The sequence below is a fragment of the Nonomuraea sp. NPDC001699 genome (assembly GCF_053596455.1).
This window is the reverse complement of record NZ_JBSFGF010000011.1, coordinates 195,108-216,836: the sequence shown is the minus strand read 5'-3', so window position 1 is coordinate 216,836 and position 21,729 is coordinate 195,108. Positions and strand designations below refer to the sequence as shown.

16 protein-coding genes are annotated in these 21,729 nt (G+C 71.6%); 7 read left to right on the top strand and 9 right to left on the bottom strand.

Annotated elements, in window-relative coordinates; translation table 11 throughout:
* Positions 1–242 precede the first annotated feature (242 nt).
* The 3 genes from ACWCSU_RS30615 to ACWCSU_RS30605 are packed head-to-tail and all read right to left on the bottom strand — an operon-like array spanning position 243 to position 6,595.
* Positions 243–5,906, bottom strand: coding sequence for a WXG100-like domain-containing protein (locus ACWCSU_RS30615; protein ID WP_449939639.1), 5,664 nt, complete (start codon positions 5,904–5,906; stop codon positions 243–245).
* A 6-nt stretch (positions 5,907–5,912) separates the two neighbouring features.
* The gene (locus ACWCSU_RS30610; protein WP_449939637.1) at positions 5,913–6,215 is read right to left on the bottom strand and encodes a hypothetical protein; all 303 of its coding nucleotides are present in this window, start codon (positions 6,213–6,215) and stop codon (positions 5,913–5,915) included.
* Complete coding sequence (locus ACWCSU_RS30605) at positions 6,212–6,595, bottom strand: YbaB/EbfC family nucleoid-associated protein (protein WP_357696804.1); 384 nt, start codon at positions 6,593–6,595, stop codon at positions 6,212–6,214. The genes ACWCSU_RS30610 and ACWCSU_RS30605 overlap by 4 nt, the downstream gene beginning before the upstream one ends.
* 188 nt (positions 6,596–6,783) lie before the next feature.
* Between ACWCSU_RS30605 and ACWCSU_RS30600 the strand changes: the two genes are divergently transcribed.
* A complete protein-coding gene (locus ACWCSU_RS30600) occupies positions 6,784–7,044 on the top strand; it encodes a hypothetical protein (protein ID WP_449939634.1) in 261 nt (86 codons plus the stop codon).
* Positions 7,045–7,323: 279 nt separating this feature from the next.
* Here ACWCSU_RS30600 and ACWCSU_RS30595 read toward each other — a convergent pair whose 3' ends face one another.
* Positions 7,324–8,019 carry a hypothetical protein gene (locus ACWCSU_RS30595; protein WP_449939632.1) on the bottom strand — a complete coding sequence of 232 codons (696 nt, stop codon included), beginning with the start codon at positions 8,017–8,019 and terminating at the stop codon, positions 7,324–7,326.
* 53 nt (positions 8,020–8,072) lie between these two features.
* Complete coding sequence (locus ACWCSU_RS30590) at positions 8,073–8,534, bottom strand: GbsR/MarR family transcriptional regulator (RefSeq protein WP_449939629.1); 462 nt, start codon at positions 8,532–8,534, stop codon at positions 8,073–8,075.
* A 160-nt stretch (positions 8,535–8,694) separates the two neighbouring features.
* Here ACWCSU_RS30590 and ACWCSU_RS30585 point away from each other — a divergent pair, with 160 nt between their 5' ends.
* Complete coding sequence (locus ACWCSU_RS30585) at positions 8,695–9,975, top strand: glycosyltransferase (protein WP_357696811.1); 1,281 nt, start codon at positions 8,695–8,697, stop codon at positions 9,973–9,975.
* A 9-nt stretch (positions 9,976–9,984) separates the two neighbouring features.
* On the opposite strand, the gene catA is transcribed toward ACWCSU_RS30585, so the two are convergent.
* Complete coding sequence (gene catA, locus ACWCSU_RS30580; protein WP_449939626.1) at positions 9,985–10,638, bottom strand: type A chloramphenicol O-acetyltransferase; 654 nt, start codon at positions 10,636–10,638, stop codon at positions 9,985–9,987.
* Between the two features lie 77 nt (positions 10,639–10,715).
* On the bottom strand, positions 10,716–11,948 hold the full coding sequence (locus ACWCSU_RS30575) for a hypothetical protein (RefSeq protein ID WP_449939624.1): 1,233 nt from the start codon (positions 11,946–11,948) through the stop codon (positions 10,716–10,718).
* A 147-nt stretch (positions 11,949–12,095) separates the two neighbouring features.
* On the opposite strand from ACWCSU_RS30575, the gene hemC reads away from it, so the two are divergent.
* Complete coding sequence (hemC, locus tag ACWCSU_RS30570) at positions 12,096–13,031, top strand: hydroxymethylbilane synthase (RefSeq protein ID WP_449939621.1); 936 nt, start codon at positions 12,096–12,098, stop codon at positions 13,029–13,031.
* Between the two features lie 16 nt (positions 13,032–13,047).
* Here the strand turns inward: hemC and ACWCSU_RS30565 are convergent, their stop codons facing one another.
* Together ACWCSU_RS30565 and ACWCSU_RS30560 are read right to left on the bottom strand one after the other, a co-directional pair.
* Complete coding sequence (locus tag ACWCSU_RS30565; protein ID WP_449939617.1) at positions 13,048–13,920, bottom strand: alpha/beta fold hydrolase; 873 nt, start codon at positions 13,918–13,920, stop codon at positions 13,048–13,050.
* Between the two features lie 100 nt (positions 13,921–14,020).
* Positions 14,021–15,175: an ROK family transcriptional regulator gene (locus ACWCSU_RS30560; RefSeq protein ID WP_364087868.1), complete on the bottom strand. Its 1,155-nt coding sequence runs from the start codon at positions 15,173–15,175 to the stop codon at positions 14,021–14,023.
* 239 nt (positions 15,176–15,414) lie between these two features.
* On the opposite strand from ACWCSU_RS30560, the gene ACWCSU_RS30555 reads away from it, so the two are divergent.
* The 4 genes from ACWCSU_RS30555 (at position 15,415) to ACWCSU_RS30540 (ending at position 21,715) form a co-directional block, all read left to right on the top strand.
* The gene (locus tag ACWCSU_RS30555) at positions 15,415–17,025 is read left to right on the top strand and encodes a beta-N-acetylhexosaminidase (protein WP_357696822.1); all 1,611 of its coding nucleotides are present in this window, start codon (positions 15,415–15,417) and stop codon (positions 17,023–17,025) included.
* The gene (locus ACWCSU_RS30550) at positions 17,022–18,881 is read left to right on the top strand and encodes an ABC transporter permease (protein ID WP_357696824.1); all 1,860 of its coding nucleotides are present in this window, start codon (positions 17,022–17,024) and stop codon (positions 18,879–18,881) included. The genes ACWCSU_RS30555 and ACWCSU_RS30550 overlap by 4 nt, the downstream gene beginning before the upstream one ends.
* Positions 18,882–18,903: 22 nt before the next feature.
* A complete protein-coding gene (locus ACWCSU_RS30545; RefSeq protein WP_449939614.1) occupies positions 18,904–20,169 on the top strand; it encodes an extracellular solute-binding protein in 1,266 nt (421 codons plus the stop codon).
* A 142-nt stretch (positions 20,170–20,311) separates the two neighbouring features.
* Positions 20,312–21,715 (top strand): serine hydrolase domain-containing protein, encoded by a 1,404-nt coding sequence (locus ACWCSU_RS30540; RefSeq protein ID WP_449939612.1) that lies wholly within the window; start codon positions 20,312–20,314, stop codon positions 21,713–21,715.
* Positions 21,716–21,729: the final 14 nt, after the last annotated feature.

Sequence of the window (21,729 nt, the reverse complement as noted above, 5' to 3'; positions counted from 1 at the left end):
TGGTCCGGCGACGAGGTCGCCAGATGGATCGTCAAGCGGGCCGCAGCGTCAGGCCGACGCGGTGGCGGAACGCCTGCGCCCATGCTACGAACCGGTCATCGCGACCGTCTTGGACGAAAACGACGCCATCCCTTCGGTGCGGGCCCGCCGTCGCCCGCCCGGCTGCTCACAGGCGTGCCGCTTCGCCTGTCACGAGACCCGTGTTCCGGAGAATCAGTCCGACGGTGCAGGAGGTGCCGTCCTCAGCGGGTGATCACGCCGGGGTGTGCGGCCTCGAAGTCGGCGAGCCCCTTGGCGGTGAGTCTGAGATGAAGGCCGCCGGCGACGTCCACGGTCAGGGGTTTGTCCCTGCCGTGGAACACCAGGGAGACGTCCAGCTCAAGATAGGTGTTGTCGTGCTGCTCCTCCAGGAAGTTGCGCTCGACGATGTTGGCGTTCCGCGACGCGGCCTCGTCCGCCGTCTTCAGGTTGCCGCCGACGCCGCCGAAGCCGAGGCCCCCGTCCTGCGAGCCGGCGGACCCGCCCGCCCGGGCCGCCACGCCCCGGCCCTGCTCCTGGCCGTGCCCGACCGTGCTCATGGTCTGGGCGTAGACACGCTGCTTGACCAGCGCGGTGGTGATCTCGCGCGCTCCGGTGACGTCGATGCCGACCCTGCCGATCCCCGGGATCACGTACTCGTGCGCGAGCAACTGCTCCAGATGGGCGCGCATGGTCCGTTCCTTGGTGGCCTCGGCGAGTGACATGCCGGCCGGGCGGGAGAGCTCGAATCCGCCGGGCCGGTCGGCCAGGGACGGGACCTCGCCCCGGAGTCTCGGCGGCACCGCGCTCATCGGCGCCCATTGCTCGACGAGCGTGGCGGCCGGGAACGCGACCTGGCTGACGTCCCCCTTGGGGACGCCGTCGCCCAGGGTGGCGGACATGGGGTTGGGGTCCGCCGGGTCCGCCCAGCGCGGATCCGCGGCGACGACCGGCGTGCGTCCCGCGACCGGCGTGCCCTGCGGCACCTCCGTGGTGAGGTGTCCCGGCACCAGGACGCCGACCTCGCCGTCCGCGACCGCCCGGGACGTCGAGGTGACCCCGGCGTGCCGGTCGAACATTCTCCCGGCGCCGTCGTGCCCGGTCACCTCGCCCACCTTGAGCAGCACGTTGCGGGCCACGTTCTGCACGGGCTCCAGGAGCGGGCGGACCGGGACGTGTTCGAGCGTGATCTCGAACCTGACCGGGTGCTTGAACTCCTGCGGGGCCTCGCGCGTCTGGTAGCGGTTGATCTCCTTCGCGATCGTGCCCCGCCCGTCCACGGTGTGGGAGTCGCGGTTGTTCGCGAACCCCGCCTCGGCGCCCCTGAGCTCGCCGTCCGAGGACTCCATGTAACGCGCGATCGCCTCCGCGCCGCGGTCCGTTCCCGCCTCGCGCACGCTCAGGTCGCCGCTCAGGCGCTCGTTGCGCAGCATGAGGCCGGCGTCAGGACGCTCACCGACGTGGACGCCGTCGTCCACCTCGGCCGTGACCCGGATGCCCACGCGTTCGGTGACCCGGCCGTTCTCGTCCGTGACGAACAACCAGGAGGACACGCCGTTCCCGCGGAGTTCGCCCAGCTTCGTGCCGAGTGCGCCCTGGCTGTAGTTGCCGCGCAGGTGTTCGGCCACCGGATGGTTCGTGAGCTCCTGGCCGTCAGGGAGGAGGCCGTCGCGGCGGAGCAGCCCGAGGATCTCCGGCAGCACGGCCTGCGCGTCGAGGTGCAGGACGAAGGCGGTGTTCAACGCCGCCTCGGGCGCCGCGTAGGCGCGCGTCGTGTGCCCTGCCTGACCAGCGGGGTCCACGGCCTCCGGGCCGTCGAGCCCGTGACGGCGTGCCACCTCGTCGGGAAGCACGAGGTCCATGATCTCTTCCACCCGGACGTACGTGGTCGGGCCCTGTTCGACCGTTCCGCCGCTGGTCCTGGTGGGGGTGACCTCCAGGACCAGGTCCGCGCGGTACCAGTGGGAGGTGCTGCCGTCGGAGTAGGTGACCCGGGACACGTCGCTGCTGCCCAGGTAGGAGCTCTCCACGGCACTGCGTTTCGCGGCGCCGTGCACCCCGGCTCGCGCCACGACCTTGCGCTCGGTCGCGCCGGCTTCCCCGGTTCCGTGCGAGGACCCGGCGGCCTCGCCGTCGCTGAGCGTGACGCGCAGGCCGGTCCTGGCGTGCCCGCCGACCGTACGCCTGCCGCGTTCGGCGTCCAGGGCCCTGGAGTTGCTGCTGGAGTAGCTCTCGTGCTCCACCCCGGTCTCCGACTTGACGTGCCTCACCCCGGCCACGTGGGCCTTGACGTGCACGTCGTGCCGCGACCCCGAACGGTCCGACACGGTGTAGTGCAGGCCGTCGGGATGAGACGTGATCATGGTTTCCAGGTTGATCACGTCGGTGGCGGTCTCGAACACCGGCGGCACGTCCAGCCGCTCCGCGGGCGCCGGCAGTTCCGCCCATCGGTGGTAGAGCTCGGCCAGCGTCGAGGGAAGGTCGGGCATGGCCCCCATCCGGACGATGGCCGACAACTCGTCGGCCCCGGGCCGCCACAGGTCGGCGGGCCGCTCGGACGACGACTCGACCCGTCCGAGATGCGCGACGTCCTGTGCGAGCACCGGCCTCTGCGGCAGGTGGACGTTCGGCACGAGGACCTCCGCCCTGCTGCCGTGCACCTCCCACGAGGTGTTCAGCGTCTCCGTGCCGTCCCGCGAGATCCTCATCCTGACGTCGAAGGAGAGATCCCGCGTGATGGTGAAGCCGCCGCTGGTCTCCGTACGGTCGTACCTCGTGTGGCCCGAGGAGAAGCCGGTGCTGCCGGACTTGGTGCCGCTCCCGGTGAGGGACAGGTTCACCGGGTCGATCTTGAGCCGATCGTTCACGTCGAGGCGCGCGACACCACGCACCTCCGCACGGCCCGTGCGGGAGCTCTCCCGCTGGCTGGTGTCGGTGCGCGAGGTGATCCGGCGCTCGTTGACGGTCAGGTCGGACGCGCCGACCTCGTGCCGCCGGCCCAGCGTGCCCTCGGCCAGGATCTCGACGGTGTAGCCGCCGATCGACCCGTCGTACCTGATGCCGTGGAGGGCGTGCGTCAGGTCGGCCTCCAGCGCCGCGGCGCCGAAGCGGCTCTCGACGTCCCGCATGATCTGCCGTGCGATCTCCGGCGGGAGGTCGGGCAGCGCCCGGGCGACGGCCTGGTGGATCTCCGCGCTGAGCAGCGTCTCCCCATGGACCCGGACGCCGCTGCCGAGCCCCGTCCCCCGACCGGCCGCGAGCGTCTCCGGCTCCAGGGCGTGCGGGTCGTAGCCGCGGTTCGGGTGCTCGCCCCTGGCCGGGTACTCGCCGACCGGTTCGTCCAGTGAGAACCCCGCCCGCACGTCGTCCAGCTCCCGGTGGAGGTCGGCGAGCTTGCGCTGGATGTCGTTGAACTCTCCCAGCGGGCGCAGATCATGCCCGAAGACGTCCTGCTCCATCCGGGACGCGTCGCGGGTCGGGACGATCAGCTCGGCGGGCACCTCCACCTCGAAGGTGCCGAGCTTGTCGGTCTCGACCTGCAGCCGCATGCGGGCGTCGTACATGGTGACGTCGCCGAGCCTGGTCAGGACGGTGTGGTTGCCGTGCGCCCTGTTGGTGGACGTCACATGGTCCGTCCCGTAGCCGACCCCGCCGACGGCCCTCGCGACGACCTCCGCGCGGTCACCCAGCGGCAACCCGATCTTGCCGCCCGCGTGGACGCCGACGCTCGCGCCCTGCCGGTACGACGTGCCCTCGCTCTCGCGCCGCCCCAGGTCGTCCCGGAACATCGTCTCGACCGGCGAGCGCCCGCTCCCGTCGATCGGCTCGACCCGCGTGATCTCGCCGGTGATCCGGACGGAGTCCTCCGCCGACCGCAGCAGGGACGTCTTGTACCGGATCGCCTCGGACGAGACCCCGCTCGACAACATCGACTGGCTGCGGTTCTTCATCCCCTGTTCGCTGAGCAGGCTGGAGGTGAGATGGTCGGTGATCCTGACCACCTCGCCCGCGGGCAGCCCCGCCGCCAGCCCCCGGCGCTGCACCTCCAGCACGAGAGGCGTGACGTCCAGGCCGGTGATGGCGATCCCGTGGTCACGGAACCTGTGCCCCGCTCCTTCCGGCACCTCGTGGCGGGGGAGCGGCGCGGGGTGGTCGGCGCTCAGCAGCGGCCCTTCCCGGGTGAACTGCTTGGGGAAGGGGATGGTCAGCGAGAGGTCGGGGACCGCCGCGGTCCGGGTGACCTTCTCGCCGTCACGGTAGATGTCGAGGGAGATGCCCGTGGCGAAGTAGTCATGGGCGGGGGAGATGGCCTTGTGCCCGCTGATGACCTCGACGCCGTTCGTGTGGGTCGTCCGTGCCGTGCTGCTGACGCCCGACCGGGGCAGGGCGTTCGCCTCGGCCTCGTCCGGCGACTGGTAGAGCCCCTTCATCAGCCCCGCGGTGCGATCCAGTGAGGTGCCCCGCGAGGACTTGCCCTCCACGCCGTCCCCGCCGAAGGCGACCGGCTTCTCCGGGGCCAGACCCGGCTGCTCCACGTGCGTGAACTCGCTCGGCCTGAGCTTGAGGTAGATCACCTTGTCCCCGACGCCGAGCGCCACGCCTCTTTGCAGGTGGTTGGTCCACACGTCGCGGTCGCCGCTGGAGAGCGCCTCCGTCAGCCAGAGGCGGATCACGGCCCGTTCCCGCGGGACGATGCCCGTGATGCCGGCGGTCATGGCCTGCGCCGCCGCCCTCGGGTCCACCGGCACCCTGACGTCGTGCACGGCGGTCTCGCCCAGGGCGCCGATCTCGACGACGCGAGGCGGATGGATCTCGGGCTTCGGAACCCCCGCGTCGGCGGACGCGAGCTGGGACGTCAGACCCTGGAGCACGTCGGACGCCAGGTCGGGGCGGTGCCAGGCGGGCGATGCGATGGTCTGCTGGTTGTGGTTCACCGCCTCCTGGACCGCGTCCGCGCCGGTCCTGGGCCCGGGGCGTCCGTCCGGTCCGGAAGTCAGGGGTGAGGCCAGGTGCTGGCCGTCCGCGCCGAGCGCGCTGGACGTGATGCCCTTGGCCAGCAGGTCCCAGCTGAAGTTGCCCTGGACCATCATGGTGCCGGCCGTCGTGATCCCGCCGGCCAGGGCGAACTGCCCGGCCTGGCCGTACAACGAGGAGTGGGCCGCCGCCAGCAGCTTCTCGGCCGTGGACATCTCGGCCCTGGTCAGACCGGCCCGCAGCGTGGGGGTGGCCAGGCTGCTCAGCCCGCCCGAGGCCAGTCCCATGAGCCCGCCCATGGCGGCGCCGCTCACCGCCGAGATCGCGAGCTGACGGAGATCGATGTCGTCCCTGCGGCCCTGCAGCAGCTGCGTGCCCTGGATGCCCAGGTCCATCCCGGTCACGATCCCGGCGAAGAGCAGCATGTTGCGCCGGCACTGCCTGGCGATCTGCCCGACCGTCAGCCGGGCGAGCTGCAGCCGCGGCGGAATGAGCGCCAGACTCGCCCCGCCGGTGGCCAGGGCCGCGGCCAGCAGATATCCCAGTTGCACGATCAGCAGCCAGACGGTGACCTCGATCATGTACTTGGCGTACTGGATCTGCACGCCCACGCCGTTGAGCGCCACCGCGGCGTCCACGAGCCGCTTGACCGCGAGGGCGACCTGACCGCCCGCCACCTTGCCGACGTGGGCGGCGAAGGCCAGATGGGCTTCCCCGTCCCAGTCCTTGCCGATCCTGCGCGCGCTGCCCGGCAGGTCGGCGCCCGTGCCCTCGACGAGCCGGTGCGCGGCGATCACGCAGGCGTCGGCCAGCCGGAAGCAACCGGTCTCGTCCCCCTCCGGCCAGTCCATGCCGACCACCCAGCCGATGTACGGCTTGGCGAACTCGGGCACGAGGAACCCGTCGAACCCCATGGACGATCAGTCTCGGGTGACGGGGGGAGGGTGCTCCGCCGCCTTGTAGTTGCGGGCGCTCGCGTTCAGCCCCAAGGCGACGTCTTCGAGTTCGTCGATGAACGTCGTCAGGGCGTCGAAGATGCCGCGCTCCATCTCGGGCAGCTTCTTGGCCAGCTCCGCGCCGTACTCGTCGTCGCCGAGCGTGTTCCTGTCCCGGTTGAAGGCGGCGCGAAGGTCGGCGCGCACCTGCTCCACGTTCCCCGCGAACAGCTCGTACGTCCTGGCTTCCCGGTGCAGCGCCTCCCGCCGTACGTTGAAGCCGCTCACGGGGCCGGCTCCACGGGGCCGGGGAAGAACGCGTCGAGCGTGGCCCGCTCCCCGAAGACCTCCTCGTACGGCACGCCGTCCGGCATGAGGGGGTTCAGCAGCTGCCGGCTCTGCTCGGAGACCGCGGCGGTGGCCGCGTCGGCCTGCTGCATGATGGCGTCGGCCAGTTGGGTGGGGGACAGGCTGCGATATGCCCGGGGGCTCAGCTCGACGCCGCGCAACTGACCGTGGCGGCCGACGGTCACGCTCACCATTCCGTCCGCCGACCGTGCCGTGTGCTCCAGGGCGGAGAGCTCTCCGAATGCTTCGCGTACGCGGGCCACCTGCTGGTTGATCTCGTCCGCGAGCGCGCTGACCTCCGCCTCGAACGCATCCGCCACAAAAACACCTTTCGCCCGCCTAATACCGGAAGGCATCATACGTCACCATTTTTTACAGGATTACGGGTAACCGTATCGTTTACCTTCTGTTAACAGAAGTGTCACGAGATGGCCGAGTGCCCGCCGGGGAGTCCCGTAACGCGGCCCGGGCGTCGCTCGATCGAGCGGGTGTGACGAGAAGAACCCCGGTGAAGGCCATGATCCCGCCCAGGAGACCGACAGCCGACGCCTCCTCTTCCGACAGGCAGAGCTACGGCCAGGTCATCAACGTCGTCGCAGGCAGTGTCACCGTAGCGGCCGGCGTACTCGGGGTGTCCGGCGTCACGGCGGGTGTCGCCACCGCGCCGCTGCGCAACGTCACCAGCGTCCTTCTCGTCGTGATGTGGGTGATCATCGCCTGGTCGTACATCGGCAACGCGAGCAGTTCCAGCCAGAACGCGGTGGGCTAGGCGGCCTTCCTGGGCGGGATCGCCGCGGCCACGGTTCTCCTGGCCGTCGTCGTGACCCGCCACCTTCACTGGCCGGCCTCGGAGACCTGCGATACACCTTCTCCATCGAGCTCCCGAGGCACGGAAGCGGGAAGTGGGTCGGCATAAGCGCCCGGCTCGGACCGGAGAACCCCTCGAACATCCCCGTCGCGAACAAGTGCGGGCACGCCGGACCTCCCGAGGAGGGCGTCACCTGCACACTCGTGCGGCTCCCGTGATGGCCGGTGCGGTCGCCGGGCGTCAAGCCGTGCGATCTCGCCCCGGGAGGTAGGGGCTGAAATGGTCGGCGACGATCTCCGCGATCGCGGCGGCGTCGCGGGAACCGTCGACCTCGACCACGCGGATGCCGAGCCGGCGGGCGGTGCGGACGGCGTCCTCCGCGACGAGGGCGTCCCGGGCCACGCGGTTGGCCTGTGCTCGGGCCGGATCGCTGACCTCGTGCCCGAATGCGGAGGCCCGGGGGAGGTGGTGGAGCTGGTGTCGGCGGAACTCCGGCGTGGGCACCATGACGACCATCCGGCGCGGTGAGTCGATGATGGGGGCGACGAGTTCGGGGCGGAGTCCCCAGCCCTCGGCCATGATCGGAAGGCCCGAGACGAGCGCGCGCAGGTCGTCCAGGGCCCACTCGAACCGTACGGGGAAGCCGGTCAGGGTCTCGGCGGCCATCTCTTCCGGGGTGGAACGGACCCACACCTGGTCCGGATCGGGATCGGCGGCGGGCTCGCCGAGGCTGACCCGGCGGGCGATCCGGCGATCGTTGTGCCCACGTGCGTCGTGGTAGTCGTAGTGATAGACGGTGATGCCGTACTGGACGGCCAGGAGCCGGGCCACGGTCGACTTTCCGGCCCACTGGCCACCGCCGATCCACAAGGCGCGGCGCAACGTGCCGAAGGGGTCCCGGACGTCGTCGTTCGCAGGGAGGTCACGGGTGGTCATCTGATGTCCCTTCGGATCGACGTGCGGCGGCCGACCACGGTGGCGCGGCTCGCTCAGCGGGGTGCGTGGGTCTGTTCCCAGCGGTGCAGCAGGCCGGGCAGCTCGCTCAGCAGGAACTGGTAGAAGTCGCGCATCCGGGCCAGCCGGGTGTGGGCCGGGTCGCCGGAGGCGGTGGTGGCGATGCCGGTCTCGGCGGCCCGCAGCAGGACGTGCACCATGGTGTTCTGGGTGGAGAACAAGGTGGGCCAGGCGTCGTCGCGCAGCCGGTAGTGCTCGCGGCGGCTGCCGGGCGCGGGCAGGCGTTCGATGAGCCCGGTCGTCAGCAGGGCCTTGACCGCGCCGGACACCGACCCCGCGCTGACGTCGAGCCGGTCGGCGATGTCGCCCATGGTGACCGTCTCGGCGTCGGTGAACAGGAAGAACGCCAGGACGCGCGCCGACATGCGTTGCAGGCCGCCCTCGGTCAGCACCAGGGCCAGCCGCTCGGCGGCCTGCCATCGTTCCTGGTCGCTCACCGCGCCACCTCCTGACAGGGATCATAACCGAATGACCCAAACTTCAGGAATTTCTGAAACTTCGGTATATTGTGCTGTTGTTCGGCCCTTCAGACAGGCCGTTGGTGTGCCGGGAAGCCTGGTCGGCGAGCGCAACAGTCCTTTCGAGCAAGGAGCGCCGATGAAGGTCCTCGTCCTCACCCACGGCACCCGTGGCGACGTGCAGCCGTACGCCGCCCTGGCCCTCGCCCTGAAGCGGGCCGGGCACGAGGCCGTGCTGGCGGCCCCCGCCGCCATGGCCGGCCTGGCCCGTCCGCACGGCATCGCCTTCGCGCCGCTGCACGACGGCCCGAACACGCTCATCGACGACCCCGGCATCCGTCAGGCGGTCGAGACCAACTACCGCGGCCTGCGCGGCAAGAAGGTCGCCCTGCAGGTGATGCGCCGCAGCAAGCCCCTCATGGCCGAGGTCTTCACCGACCTGGCGGACGTGGTGCTGGACGGGCCCGGCAAGGGCGCCGACCTGGTGGTGCACGCGCCCGGCATGCCGGGCGCCCATGTCGCCGAACGGCTCGGCGTGCCCGCGGTGCCCGCCGCGCTCCAGCCCGTGTGGGTGCCCACCGCCGCCTTCCGCAACCCGATGTTGCCGCTGCCGCTGCCCAGGGCGCTGAACCGGGCCTCCTACCTGTCGATCAAGCTGATGCTGCGCTCCTTCGCCGGCATCGCCGACGACCTGCGCTCGCGCCTGGACCTGCCCCGGCGGCGCGGCCGGCACGACCTCCTGCGCCGTCCGGACGGAGGCCCGGCGACGGTCCTGCACGCCTTCAGCCGCCACCTGCTGCCCCACGACACACCGGGCGGCCTGGACTATCCGGCATGGGTGCACACCACCGGCTTCTGGTACCTGCCCGCCCCGCCCGACTGGACGCCCTCGCCTGAGCTGGCCGCCTTCCTGGCCGACGGGCCGCCGCCGGTGTACGTCGGGTTCGGCAGCATGGCCGGCACCGATCCGTGGCGGCTCGGCCGGGTCGTCGCCGAGGCCGTCCGGCGGGCGGGGGTGCGTGCCGTGCTGGCCACCGGCTGGGGCGGCATCCAGGCCACCGATCTTCCTGACGGCGTGCACCTGCTCGACCAGGCGCCGCACGACTGGCTGCTGCCGCGCATGGCCGCGATCGTGCATCACGGCGGCAGCGGCACCACCGCCGCGGCCCTGCTGGCCGGACGGCCGCAGGTGATCTGCCCGTTCGTCGCCGACCAGCCGTTCTGGGCGGCCCGCGCGCACGCCGTCGGCGTGGCCGGGCCGCCCCAGCCGCAGCGGCGGCTGACCCCGGACGGCCTGGCCGCCGCCCTCCGCCTGGCCGCCACCGACGCCCGGATGGCGGACACCGCCGCCGAACTCGGCCGGCGCGTCCGGGCCGAGGAAGGGAACGGCCGCGCGGTCGAGATCCTGGAGTCCCTGTGAACGGGTGGGTCAGGTCTCCAGCCAGGCCGGGTCCGCCACCAGCTCCTGCAACTCGTTGACGAGGCGGGCCGAGTGGAACCCGTCCACGACGGCGTGGTGGGCCTGCACGGCGAGGGGGAGCAGGACGCGGCCGTCCCGCTCGGTGTAGCGGCCGAGCGTGAAGATCGGCGCGAGATGGTCCCAGTTGTCGCCGATGTTGAGGTTGAACCCGGTGAAGGACGCCCACGGCAGGCTCGACACGTCGAACGTGTTGGCCGGGGGCGCCCCCTGCGGGAAGAAGTCGGCGGCCCGGCTGTGCTCGGCGAGCAAGGGCGCGGCGACGTCGTGGAAGGCGCCGAAGCCGGGATCGTAGGGCGCCCACACGCACGAGAACGTCTCGCGTTCGGCGTTGAAGACCGTGAACGCCGGGTGCGCGACGGGCCACACGGCCGGCTCACCCGACGTGGTGAGGCACATCCTGAACTCGTCGTGCCGGTTGACGACGGTGGCGAGCGCCCAGATCTGCGCGATGTAGGATTTGCGCCGCGACTGACGCAGCGCCGCGGCGAACGCGGTGACGTCGACCTCCACCGTGATCGAGTACGTGCACGGGACGCGGCGGTAGTGCTCGAAGTGTTGCCGGCGGGGCCATGCGTCGAGGTCGACGGGGGTGGGAACGTCCATCCGATCATCATGCCAGCCGCCCGCGCCACCACGGCACCGCTCGCTCGGCGGCCGCCCCCGAGACGGCCGGGCGAGTCCTAGTCGCCGTGGAGCCCGTCGGGGTCGCAGTAGTCGATGTCGTCGGTCGGCCTGAAGTCGGCCACGATGATCTCGCGCTTGAACGGCCCGCCGCGCTCCATCTCCTCGGCGGACGCCTCGTAGGTGAACTGCTGCATGGGGCGCAGCCGTCTGCCGCCGATGACCACCGGCCTGCGCACCGAGTAGATGGCGGGGAACGGGCAGCAGTAGTAGCTCCCGAGCGGCTCGCCCGCGGCGTCGACGGCGTAGGCGATGGCGCCGTCCCGGAAGGCGGCGTTGATCTGCCCCTGGATGCGCAGGGTGGCGGCCGGGTCGGGGTCGTACTCCCACATCTCCTTGACGGCCTGCCTGGCCTTGGGGTCGGCCTGCCAGAATTCCCGCCGTTGCGGGTCGGTCAGGCACCAGGCGTCGAAGTCGCGGGCGTCGACGTCAAGGGACTCGTACGTCGCGGCGGGCCGGGTGGCGGTGCTGCGGTAGCCGGCGATGTGCCGGGGCATGGCGATGAGCTGGCCCACGTGGTAGTAGAGCTCCAGGGAGCGCTGGAGCCGCTGCTCGATCGCCTCGTGCAGGCTCGGCCGGGGGTCGGCCTTGAGCAGCCCCTCGGCGTAGTCGGCGGCGGTGGCGGCCTCGGCCACGAGCTGGCGCAGCCGTTGCAGGTCGGCCTGGTGGTCGTGGGCGTCCGGGACGGTCTGCTCGAACACGCCGAAGGCCACCTCGGCGTGCCGGCGGATCGCCCGGGCGGCGGCCAGCATGCCGTGCAGGTGGGGCAGCGGGCAGGGGTCCGCCTCGGCCCATTCGGGCAGGTCGGCGGGCAGCTGGAGCTCTGTCTCGACCAGGTAGCGGCTGTTGCCCGCCGCCTGCCGGGCGCGCGACACCCAGCCTTCCACCTGGCCGAAGCAGGCGGCCACCTGCCGGCTGGTGACCGGCGGCACGTAGCCCGCGGTGCGCGGGTCGGCGGTGTAGTCGGCGTCGAGCAGCTGTTCACCGATGGTCTGCAGCACGAACGCGTTCCAGGTGCACAGCAGCTGGCCGGAGGCGGCCTGCGAGCCGTGCCAGAGGTTGACGCCGTCCTGGACGAGGCGTAAGCGCAGCTCCTCGGCGTGCTCCAGCTCGGTGTAGACCAGGCCGCCCGCACGCCGGTACGCCTCCAGCTCGTCCGTGCTCACCTCGCCCCTGTAGGCCGCGATCACCCGCGTCATCAACGTCGGCCGCGCCGGGTCGTTCGCCATCATGTACGTCCCCGTTCTCTTCCCCGTGAATGGTGATGATCCGTACCTTAGGCCGCCATAGGCGGATTCGTGGGGCGGACGGCCCGGGAACGTCACGGACGGCGGGCGATTGCTCCGCGCGGCGGGCAGGCGACGCCCTACGATCGGACGATGACCGTCCCCGAGTTGATCCGCATCGTGACGCGCTCCTCTCCCATGGCGCTCGCCCAGGTCGAACGCGTACGGCGCGAACTCGCCGACAGGCACCCCGGCATCCGCACCGAGGTCGTGCCGGTCACCACGTCCGGAGACCGGTGGCAGGGCTCGCTGTCGGCGCTGGGCGGCAAGGGCGCGTTCACCAAGGAGGTCGACGAGGCCCTCCTGGCGGGCCGGGCCGACCTGGCGGTGCACTGCGTCAAGGACGTGCCCGCCGACCGTCCGCTCCCGGCCGGGACCGTGTTCGCGGCCTTCCTCAAGCGTGACGACGTGCGCGACGCGCTCGTGCACCCCGGCGGCCTCACGCTGGACGCGCTGCCCGACGGCACCCGGATCGGCACGTCGTCGGTGCGGCGCGTCGCCCAGCTCGCCGCGTCGCATCCGCAGCTGCGCTGTGTGCCGATGCGCGGCAACGCCAACCGGCGGCTGGAGAAGCTGGACGCGGGCGAGGCCGACGCGCTGCTGCTGGCGGTGGCCGGGCTGGAGCGCATCGGCCTGCCGGACCGGATCACCGAGGTGCTGTCGCCGGAGACGATGTGCCCGCCGGTCGGAGCCGGCGTGCTCGCCCTGCAGTGCCGCGAGGACGACCCGGCGACCGCCGAAGCGGTCGCCGGGCTGGGGCACCCCGACACGTGGCGGGAGGTCACGGCCGAGCGCATGCTGCTGCACGTGCTCCAGGGCCACTGCAACTCGCCCATCGCCGGTCACGCCCGTGCCGAGCGCGACGGCCGGCTGTCGTTGCGCGCCCGGGTCTTCTCCCCGGACGGCAAGCAGGTGCTGGACGCCCACGAGTGGGCCGGCCCGCTGGACCCGGCGACCCTCGGCACCTCCGTCGCGGTCGCGCTGCTCCGCCAGGGCGCCCGGGAACTGATCGACGCCATCCCGCACTAGCCGCCCGGACGCCCGCCTAGACGGGTGACCCGGTCTCGCTCGCCTCGCCCTGCTCGACGTGGGGTTCGTCGCCGCGCAGCAGCCATTCCAGCGTGGCCGGGGTGGCGGCGAAGTGTCCGGCGTGTCCGCCGTCGGGCTGAACGGTGAGCGTGGCGGTGGGGAGGTAGGCGGCGAGCCAGCGGGCGTGCGCGACCGGCACCACGCCGTCCAGCTCGCCGTGCCAGAGCCGGACCGGAACGGTGACGGAGGCGAGGTCCACGCCCCACGGGCGGCCGAAGAGGGCGATGACGTCGTCGGCCCAGCCGCCGACGCCGGGGCGGACCGCCTCGGCGTACGCGGCCGAGAGCATGGCGCCGATCTCGGGACGGGCCAGGACGGCGGCCTCGGCCGGGGGCAACCGCGGCGGTTCGGACGAGTCCGTCTCCAGGTGGGCGATCATGGCGTCCCGGTCCCGCAGGGCGACGGCGGCGCTGCGCTGGTTGCCCTCCATCATCCCGGCCGTCCAGTCCAGCCCTTCGGCGTCGCGCGGGGCGAGCGCCGCCAGCGAGGCGACCCGGACGATCCGGTCGGGGTGGCGGGCGGCCGACGCCAGCGCGTGCGGCCCGCCGCCGGAGACCCCGTAGACGGCAAAGCGGTCGAGGCCGAGCGCGTCGGCCACGGCGACGACGTCGTCCGCGCCGTCCACCACCCGCCGTCCGGGCAGGGGCGTCGAACCGCCGAACCCGGGACGGTCGAAGGTGATCAGCCGGATGCCGAGCCCGGTGAACAAGGAGTCGTCGGGATGGCGGGCCAGGCGTCCCATGGGGGTGCCGTGCAGATAGAAGACGGGTGTCCCGTCGGGCATGCCGTACTGCTCAACGGCGAGGGTGCGGCCGTCTCGGGTGATCACTGTTTGCACTCCGCCACGCTAGCCATTGGCGACACCCGTGCATCAGGGGTTTCATTCCGGGCGAAAAAGGACGCATCGCCCCCGGAAGCGTCTCGGGGGGTCAGCGTGCGGTCGGCAGGGGCGCGTCCGGGGTGAAGTGCTGGGCGTCCACGTGTGCGACGGCATAGTCGATGGCGCCGGTGACCACGCACTCGTCGCCCAGCGTCGAGGCGCGCAGGTCGGGCAGGCGGATGCAGGCACGTTCCAGGCGGGCGCGCAGCGGCGGCAGCAGCACGTCGGCCGATCGGGAGAACCCGCCGCCCAGCACGACGACCTGCGGGTCGAGCAGCAGCACCATCGCGCTGGTGCCGACGGCCAGGTCGTCGACGTACCGCTCGACCGCGGCCAGCGCCACCGGGTCGCCCGCGCGGGCGGCGGCCAGGGTGTAGCCGGCGGCGTCCGCGGGCGGGGTGCCCTCGGGGATGATCGCGCAGCTCTGGAGGTGTCGCGACGCGTCGAACAACCGCGCCTGCGGCAGCATGGCGATCTCGCCGGCCGCCGTGCCGAACCCGCGGTGCACCTTGCCGTCGATGATGACCGCGGCGCCCATCCGGCGGCCGACGTGCAGGAACACCACGTCGTCGACGTCGCGGGCGGCGCCGCGCACGGCCTCGGCCCGGGCGGCCAGGCGGCTGTCGTTCTCGACGAGCACGTCGCAGGGGAACAGCCTTCGCAGGTGCCCGGCCAGGTCGAACCCGGTCCAGGCGGGGATGGCGGCGCAGTAGAGGATGCGTCCCTCGGGGGTGATCACGCCGATCGTGCCCGCGGCGAGGACCCAGACGTCCTCGATGGTCTTGCCGCCCAGCGCCAGGCAGCTCGCGACCGTCCGCTCGATCGCGGCCAGCCGCTCGTCCAGGGGGGTGTCCGGTTCCACGGGCTGGCGGGTCTCGGAGAGGATCACGCCGTTCAGATCCGCCAGGGCGGCCCGGATGTTGTGACCCCCTATGTCGAGCCCCACCAGGTAGCCGCTGCCGGCGCGGAACCGGTAGCGGCGGGCCGGCCGGCCGACCGTGCCCTGGGCGGGCGGGGTCTCCTCCACCCAGCCGAGCGTCATCAGCTCGTCCACGACCTCCTTCGTGGAGGGGCGCGACAACCCGGTCCGCTCGGCCAGGGCCGACAGGGTCAACGGGCCGGCGGCGCGCAGTGCCGCGATCGCGGTCAGGACGTTGAGCTGTCTGAGCCGTGACAGGTCGCCGCCGCGAAGTGTGGGGGCCAAGAGCCGTCCTAACGCAGGTCTCCTCGATAAGGGCGGAACTCATTATGCCAGCCCGGGGTCCGAAGCTGAGCAAGAAGGGCTGATACGAGCACGAATGAGCATTGACCCTCGCTCTGGGCCGGTGCTACTAATGAAGCGCTCCTTCGTAAAGGAGGCTGGGCCCCGTACGGCGCCGTCGGTCACGCCCGGGAACGCGCCCGCGGCGAAGAGTCTCCTTCATCAGCTCCGAGAGGCCGTCAATGATCGTCCCCAAGCCCCTGCACCACGAGGCCAGACCGGGCCGCTTCGTCATCGACCGGAGCACCGCGCTCACCGCCGATCCCGCGCTCGGCGAGGTCGCCGCCTGGTTGCGCGGCGAGCTCAGCCCGGTCACCGGCGGCGAGCTGCTGCCCGGCGGCCCGGGACCGGCGACGATCAGGCTCGGCCTCGCCGACCTGCCCCCCGACGCCTACCGGCTGACCGTCACGCCCGGCGAGGTCACCCTCGACGCCGGATCGGCGGCCGGCGCCTTCTACGGGGCGCAGACGCTGCGCCAGCTCCTGCCGCCCGACGCCTTCCGCCGCGCGGGCGCGGGCGTGCCGCTGGAACTGCCCGCCGTGCACGTGGAGGACCGCCCGCGCTTCGCCTGGCGGGGCGCGATCCTCGACGTGGCCCGGCACTTCATGACCAAGGCGGACGTGCTGCGCTTCATCGACCTGATGGCCCTGCACAAGCTGAACGTCCTGCACCTGCACCTGACCGACGACCAGGGCTGGCGCATCGAGATCAAGCGCTACCCGCGCCTCACCGAGATCGGCTCCTGGCGCGAGGAGAGCCAGGTCGGCTGGCTGGGCGAGATGGACGGCCGGCCGCACGGCGGCTTCTACACCCAGGACGACCTCCGCGAGATCGTCGCCTACGCCGCGCGCCGGCACATCACGGTCGTGCCCGAGATCGACCTGCCCGGCCACACCCAGGCGGCCATCGCCGCCTACCCCGAGCTGGGCAACCTCGACACCCCGCTCGGCGTGCGCACCACCTGGGGCGTCGGGCACAACGTGCTCAACGTCGAGGACGCCACGATCGACTTCTTCAAGAACGTCCTCGACGAGGTGCTCGACCTCTTCCCCAGCCCGTACGTGTGCGTGGGCGGGGACGAGTGCCCCAAGGAGCAGTGGCGCGACAGCCCGGCGGCCCGCCGCCGCATCGCCGAGCTGGGCCTGCGCGACGAGGAGGAGCTGCAGAGCTGGTTCATCCGCCAGTTCGACGACTACCTGGCCGGACGCGGGCGCCGCCTGGTCGGCTGGGACGAGATCCTGGAGGGCGGCCTCGCCCCCGGCGCGGTGGTGGCCTCCTGGCGGGCCGACCTGGGCGCGGTGGCCGCCGCCCGCGCCGGGCACGACGTCATCAACTGCTCCAACACCGCCGTCTACCTGGACTACCGGCAGAGCGAACGCGACGACGAGCCGCTGCCGTTCAGGACCGTGCTCACCGTCGAGGACGTCTACGCCTTCGAGCCCGTCCCGCCGGAGCTGCGCGGCGACCCGGCCGCGGAACGGGTCCTGGGAGCCCAGTGCGGGATCTGGACGGAGCTGATCGACTCCACCCGGCACGTCGACTACATGGCCTTCCCCCGGCTGGCGGCGTTCGCGGAGACCGTCTGGTCGGGCCCCGAGCGGGATCTGGCCGACTTCCGCCGCCGCCTGGCCGCCCACCTGGCCCGCCTCGACGCGATCGGCGTGGAGTACCGGCGCGAGTCCGGCCCGCTGCCGTGGCAGAGACGCCCGGGGGTGCCCGGCATGCCGGCCGAGCGCGACGAGTGGCTGGCCACGCTCGACTCCTGGACCGCCAACCTCAGGGACGCGCCGTGAGGACGCCCGCGGCGGCCCGGCTCGCCGACCTGTGGCAGCGGACGGTGCCCTGGCGCTGGCTGACGCCGAGCACGCTGCTCATCGCCGCCGTCGTCGGCTTCCCCGCCCTGTACATGGTCTGGATGTCCTTCCTCGACATCAGCAGGATCGGGCTGGTCAAGGGCATGGCCGGGCTGGACAACTACGCCAGGCTCCTGAAGGAGGACGCGCTCGGCCCGGTGGTCGGCAACACGCTGCTGTGGCTGGTGATCGTCGTCGGCCTGACCATGCTGCTCTCGCTGGCGCTGGCGCAGTTCCTGTCCAAGCCGTTCTTCGGCCGCAAGTTCGTCCGGCTCGCGCTGGTGGTGCCGTGGGCGACCTCGCTGGTGATGACCGCGACCGTGTGGCGCTTCATCTACGAGGGCGGCAACGGCCTGCTCAACCGCCTGCTGATGGACCTGTCGATCATCTCCGCGCCCGTCGACTGGTACAAGGACCCGGCCACCGCGCTGTATTCGATCATGGCGGTCGGGATCGTCACCTCGATGCCGTTCACCACCTACGTGCTGCTGTCCGGCCTGCAGACCGTGCCGCACGACGTGCTGGAGGCCGCCCGCATGGACGGGGCGAGCGCGTGGGCGACCTGGCGGCGGGTGACGCTGCCGATCCTGCGGCCGTCGCTCATGATCGCGCTCGTGCTCAACATGTTGCACGTCTTCAACGCGTTCACCGTCATCTGGGTGATCATGGGCAAGACGGCGGGCAACCACGCCGACACGACGGTGACGTGGCTGTACAAGATCGCGTTCACGGCGCAGCTCGACTCGGGTGAGGCGGCCGCGCTCGGCGTGCTCAACGTGGCCTTCCTGCTGCTGCTCATCCTGGCCTTCGTGCTGGTCCTGCGTCCTCACCGCAACCCGGCGGCGAGCGACAGGACGCCCGTGCCGGACGGAGAACGTCCCGCCGAGGAGCAGCCTGCCGGTGAGCGTCCCGCCGGGCCGGTTCCCGGCAGGCGGAGCAGGCCGGTGCTGGTGCGGGCCGGCCGCGGATGGGCGCGGGTCCGTCCCGTGGTGCTCCCGGTCATCGGGTTCGCGGTGGCGCTGTTCTTCCTGGCCCCGTACGTCGCGATGTTGCTGGGATCGCTCAAGACGGACGCCGAACTGTTCGCCGTCCCGGCCGACTACCTGCCCAAGAGCTGGGCGTGGTCCAACTACGCCGACGTGTGGCGGCGCATCCCGCTGGCCGACTACTTCCGGGTCAGCCTGACCGTCGCGCTGGCCTCGACGGCGCTGGTGCTGGTCGTCGCCGCGCCCGCCGCGTACGTGCTGGCGCGCTCCAGGTTCAAGGGACGCTCGGCGTTCCTCAGCGTGATCCTCGTGACGCAGATGTTCCCCGCCGTCGCGCTGCTCATCGGCCTGTACCGGCAGGCGGTGTTCGTGGACGGCGTGAACAGCTACTTCGTCATCATCGCCATCAACTCGGCCTTCAACCTCGCCTTCGCCGTGTGGATCCTGCACGCCCACTTCGGCGCGATCCCGGTGGAGATCGACGAGGCCGCCATGATGGACGGCCTCGGCAAGTTCCGGATCATGCTGCGGATGATCCTCCCGCTGGCCGCGCCCGGCCTCGTCACCGTGATGATCTTCACCTTCATCCAGGTGTGGAACGAGTTCGTCATCGCGCTGACGCTCTTCAACGACCCGGCGGGCGGCCGCGTGCCGCTCACGGTCGGCGTCCAGCAGTTCGTCGGCCTGTACGAGACCAACTACCAGTACCTGTTCGCCGCGGCGCTGATGGCGATCGTGCCCGCGGTGATCCTGTTCGCGCTCATCGAGAAGCACCTGGTGAGCGGCCTCACCGCGGGCAGCACCAAGTGACAACGACAAGGATCGGTGTGAGATGACCCCCACAAGACGACGACGGCTCGGCGGCCTGGCCGCGTTCACCGGTCTCGTGCTCGCGCTGACCGCGTGCGGCGGCGGCTCGGACGGCTCGGACGGATCGGGCGGCGACGGCCAGAACTCCATCAAACTGGTCGTGGCCCAGTACACCGAGGGCACCCGGCCCTACTGGGACGAGCTGATCGCCTCCTTCGAGGCCAAGCACCCCGGCAAGAACGTCGAGCTGCAGGTGATCGACTGGGGGAACCTGCAGAGCCAGGTCAACACCATGGTCCAGACCAAGCAGTTCCCCGACGTGCTCAACGGCAACGTCTTCGCCGACTACGCCGAGGCCGGGCTGCTGTACCGGGCCGAGGAGGTGGTCTCGAAGGAGGTGCTGTCGGACTTCCTGCCGTCCTTCGCCGAGAACGCCTCCTACGACGGCGGCCAGTACGGCCTGCCGTTCGTCGCCACCGTCAACGGCATGTACTACAACAAGAAGATCCTCAAGGAGGCAGGGCTCGACAAGCCGCCGGCCACCTGGGACGAGCTCCGCGCGGCGGCCAAGGCGATCAAGGCGCTGCCCGGCAGGTACGTGCCGTACGCGCTGGCCCTCGGCGCCGAGGCCGGCGGCTACGAGTTCGGCACCTGGCTGCGGGCCGACGGCGGCGACTGGCGCGCCGACGGCAAGTGGGCCGTCAACGGCGATCGCGCCGTCGAGACGCTGGACTTCCTCAAGTCGCTGACCAAGGACGGCTACACCCAGCCGAACCCCGGCCAGACCAACCGCGCCGACGGCACCTGGCCGCTGTTCGCGCAGGGCAAGGCGGCCATGGTGTACGCGTCCTTCGGCACGCGGGCCTTCCTCGACCCGGTGGACAAGGCGGGCATCGACTACGGCACCGCGCCGTTCCCCACCAACAACGGCGCCGAACCGGCCACGCACGGCATCCAGGACTACCTGATGGCCTTCAAGAAGGACGGCAACCAGCAGCTGGTCCGCGAGTTCCTCGACTACTTCTACCAGGCCGACAACTACACCAAGTACCTCAAGGTCGAGGGCCTGCTGCCGACGACCGCGTCCGCCTCGGCGCTCATGCGCCAGGACCCGAAGGTGACCCCCGTCGTGGACATGGTGGCCAAGGCCCGCTTCGACCCGACCTCGGAGCCGGTCTGGGCGGAGCTGCGCGGCACGCTGGCCGCCGAGCTGGGGGCCGCGCTGGCGCCGGGCAGCGACCCGCGCGCGGTCCTGACCAAGTTCCAGCAGATCGCCGCCGGCTCCTGACCGCCGCACCCGGGCCGTCGTCCCGCCGCGCGGTGGGATGACGGCCCTGCGCGGCTTCCGTGAGGAATAGCGGTTTTCCGTAGGAAAAGCGGAGGGATATCGCAATGGTTGCGGAATGAGGGTGGTTCATAGCGTTGGGCGGGTGCTCAGAAACCTCCTCGCCGTGCTCTGCCTCGCCCTGCCGCTCGCGTCCGGCCCGGTTCCGCCGCACGACCTCGACCCTTCGTCGGTGGACGCCTTCGTCACCAAGTACCGCGAGGCGACCGGCCTCCCCGGGGCCGCGGTCGCGATCACCAAGGGCCGGCGGATCGTCCACGCCGCCGGGTACGGCGAGACCGCCTCCGGCGAGCCGGTGACGGCCGGCACGCCCATGGCCGTGGCGTCGGTCAGCAAGTCCTTCACCTCGCTCGCCGTCCTGCAACTGGTGGAGAAAGGGCAGGTCGAGCTGGACAAGCCGGTGCGCGGTTACCTGCCCGAGTTCACCATGGCGGATCCCAGGGCCGCGCGGATCACCGTGCGGCAGCTGCTCAACCAGACGTCCGGCATGGCTGACTCGGCCTTTCGCGAGAAGAGCCTGCCCCAGCCCGACACGCTCCAAGGCGCCGTGGCACGGCTCAGGACGGCGAAGCTCGCCGCGGAGCCGGGGACCGCCTTCAGCTACCACAACACCAACTACCAGGTCGCCGCGCGGCTGGTCGAGGTGGTGAGCGGGCAGCCGTTCGCGGCGTACCTGGACGCGCACGTCTTCACGCCCCTCGGCATGCGCGGCAGCAGGACCGTCGACACCGACCGCGACCTGCCCGGCAGCGCCCGCGGCCATCTGGTCGTCCTCGGCCGGGCCGTCGCCGTGCCCGAGCCGTCCGGGTTCGGCAACGGCTCGGGCGGGATCCTCAGCACCGCCGACGACATGGCCCGGTGGCTGATCGCGCAGAACAACGGCATCCTGTCTCCCCAGAGCGTCAAGGAGATGCGCACGCCGTCCGAGCAGGACGCGGAGTACGCCCTCGGCTGGATGATCGGCGAGACCGCCCGCGGCACTCCCGTCGTCCGGCACGACGGCGACCTCTTCACCTCCACGGCCGCCCAGTTGCTGATGCCGGAGTCGGGGTACGGCGTCGCGGTCATGGCGAACACCGGAACGGCCTTCGGCGACGCCGACGCCCTCATGGACGGCCTGGTTGCCCTGATTGAGGGAGGCACCCCCGAGATCCCCTCGTCGCCGCCCTACCTCGTCACCGACATCCTGTTCGTCCTGCTGACCCTCGCGACCGCCGGGCCGGCCGTCCGGGCTGTGGCCCGCTCCCGGCGCTGGGCCGTCGTGCACGGCGGGTGGCGGCGGTGGCGGCTGCTGCCGTATCTGGTCCCGCTCGCGCTGTGCGTCACGGTCGTCCCGATCATGAGGGTGCTCCTCAGAGGTGGCGACATCATGTGGATCCAGGTGGTCTATCTCTATCCGACGTTCATGATCTGGTTGGTGACGGCCGCGGTCGCGGGCACGGCGGTGACGGCCGCACGGCTCTACGCCGCGGCCCGCAAGGGCAGTTGAGTGAGAGGACGAGC

What these genes read in the sequence shown, in the direction of transcription:
- ACWCSU_RS30615 (WP_449939639.1), bottom strand. Translation starts at nt 5,906, where the DNA reads ATGGGGTTCGACGGGTTCCTCGTGCCCGAGTTCGCCAAGCCGTACATC.
- ACWCSU_RS30595 (WP_449939632.1), bottom strand. Translation starts at nt 8,019, where the DNA reads ATGACCACCCGTGACCTCCCTGCGAACGACGACGTCCGGGACCCCTTC.
- ACWCSU_RS30585 (WP_357696811.1), top strand. Translation starts at nt 8,695, where the DNA reads ATGAAGGTCCTCGTCCTCACCCACGGCACCCGTGGCGACGTGCAGCCG.
- catA (WP_449939626.1), bottom strand. Translation starts at nt 10,638, where the DNA reads ATGGACGTTCCCACCCCCGTCGACCTCGACGCATGGCCCCGCCGGCAA.
- ACWCSU_RS30575 (WP_449939624.1), bottom strand. Translation starts at nt 11,948, where the DNA reads ATGATGGCGAACGACCCGGCGCGGCCGACGTTGATGACGCGGGTGATC.
- hemC (WP_449939621.1), top strand. Translation starts at nt 12,096, where the DNA reads ATGACCGTCCCCGAGTTGATCCGCATCGTGACGCGCTCCTCTCCCATG.
- ACWCSU_RS30555 (WP_357696822.1), top strand. Translation starts at nt 15,415, where the DNA reads ATGATCGTCCCCAAGCCCCTGCACCACGAGGCCAGACCGGGCCGCTTC.
- ACWCSU_RS30545 (WP_449939614.1), top strand. Translation starts at nt 18,904, where the DNA reads ATGACCCCCACAAGACGACGACGGCTCGGCGGCCTGGCCGCGTTCACC.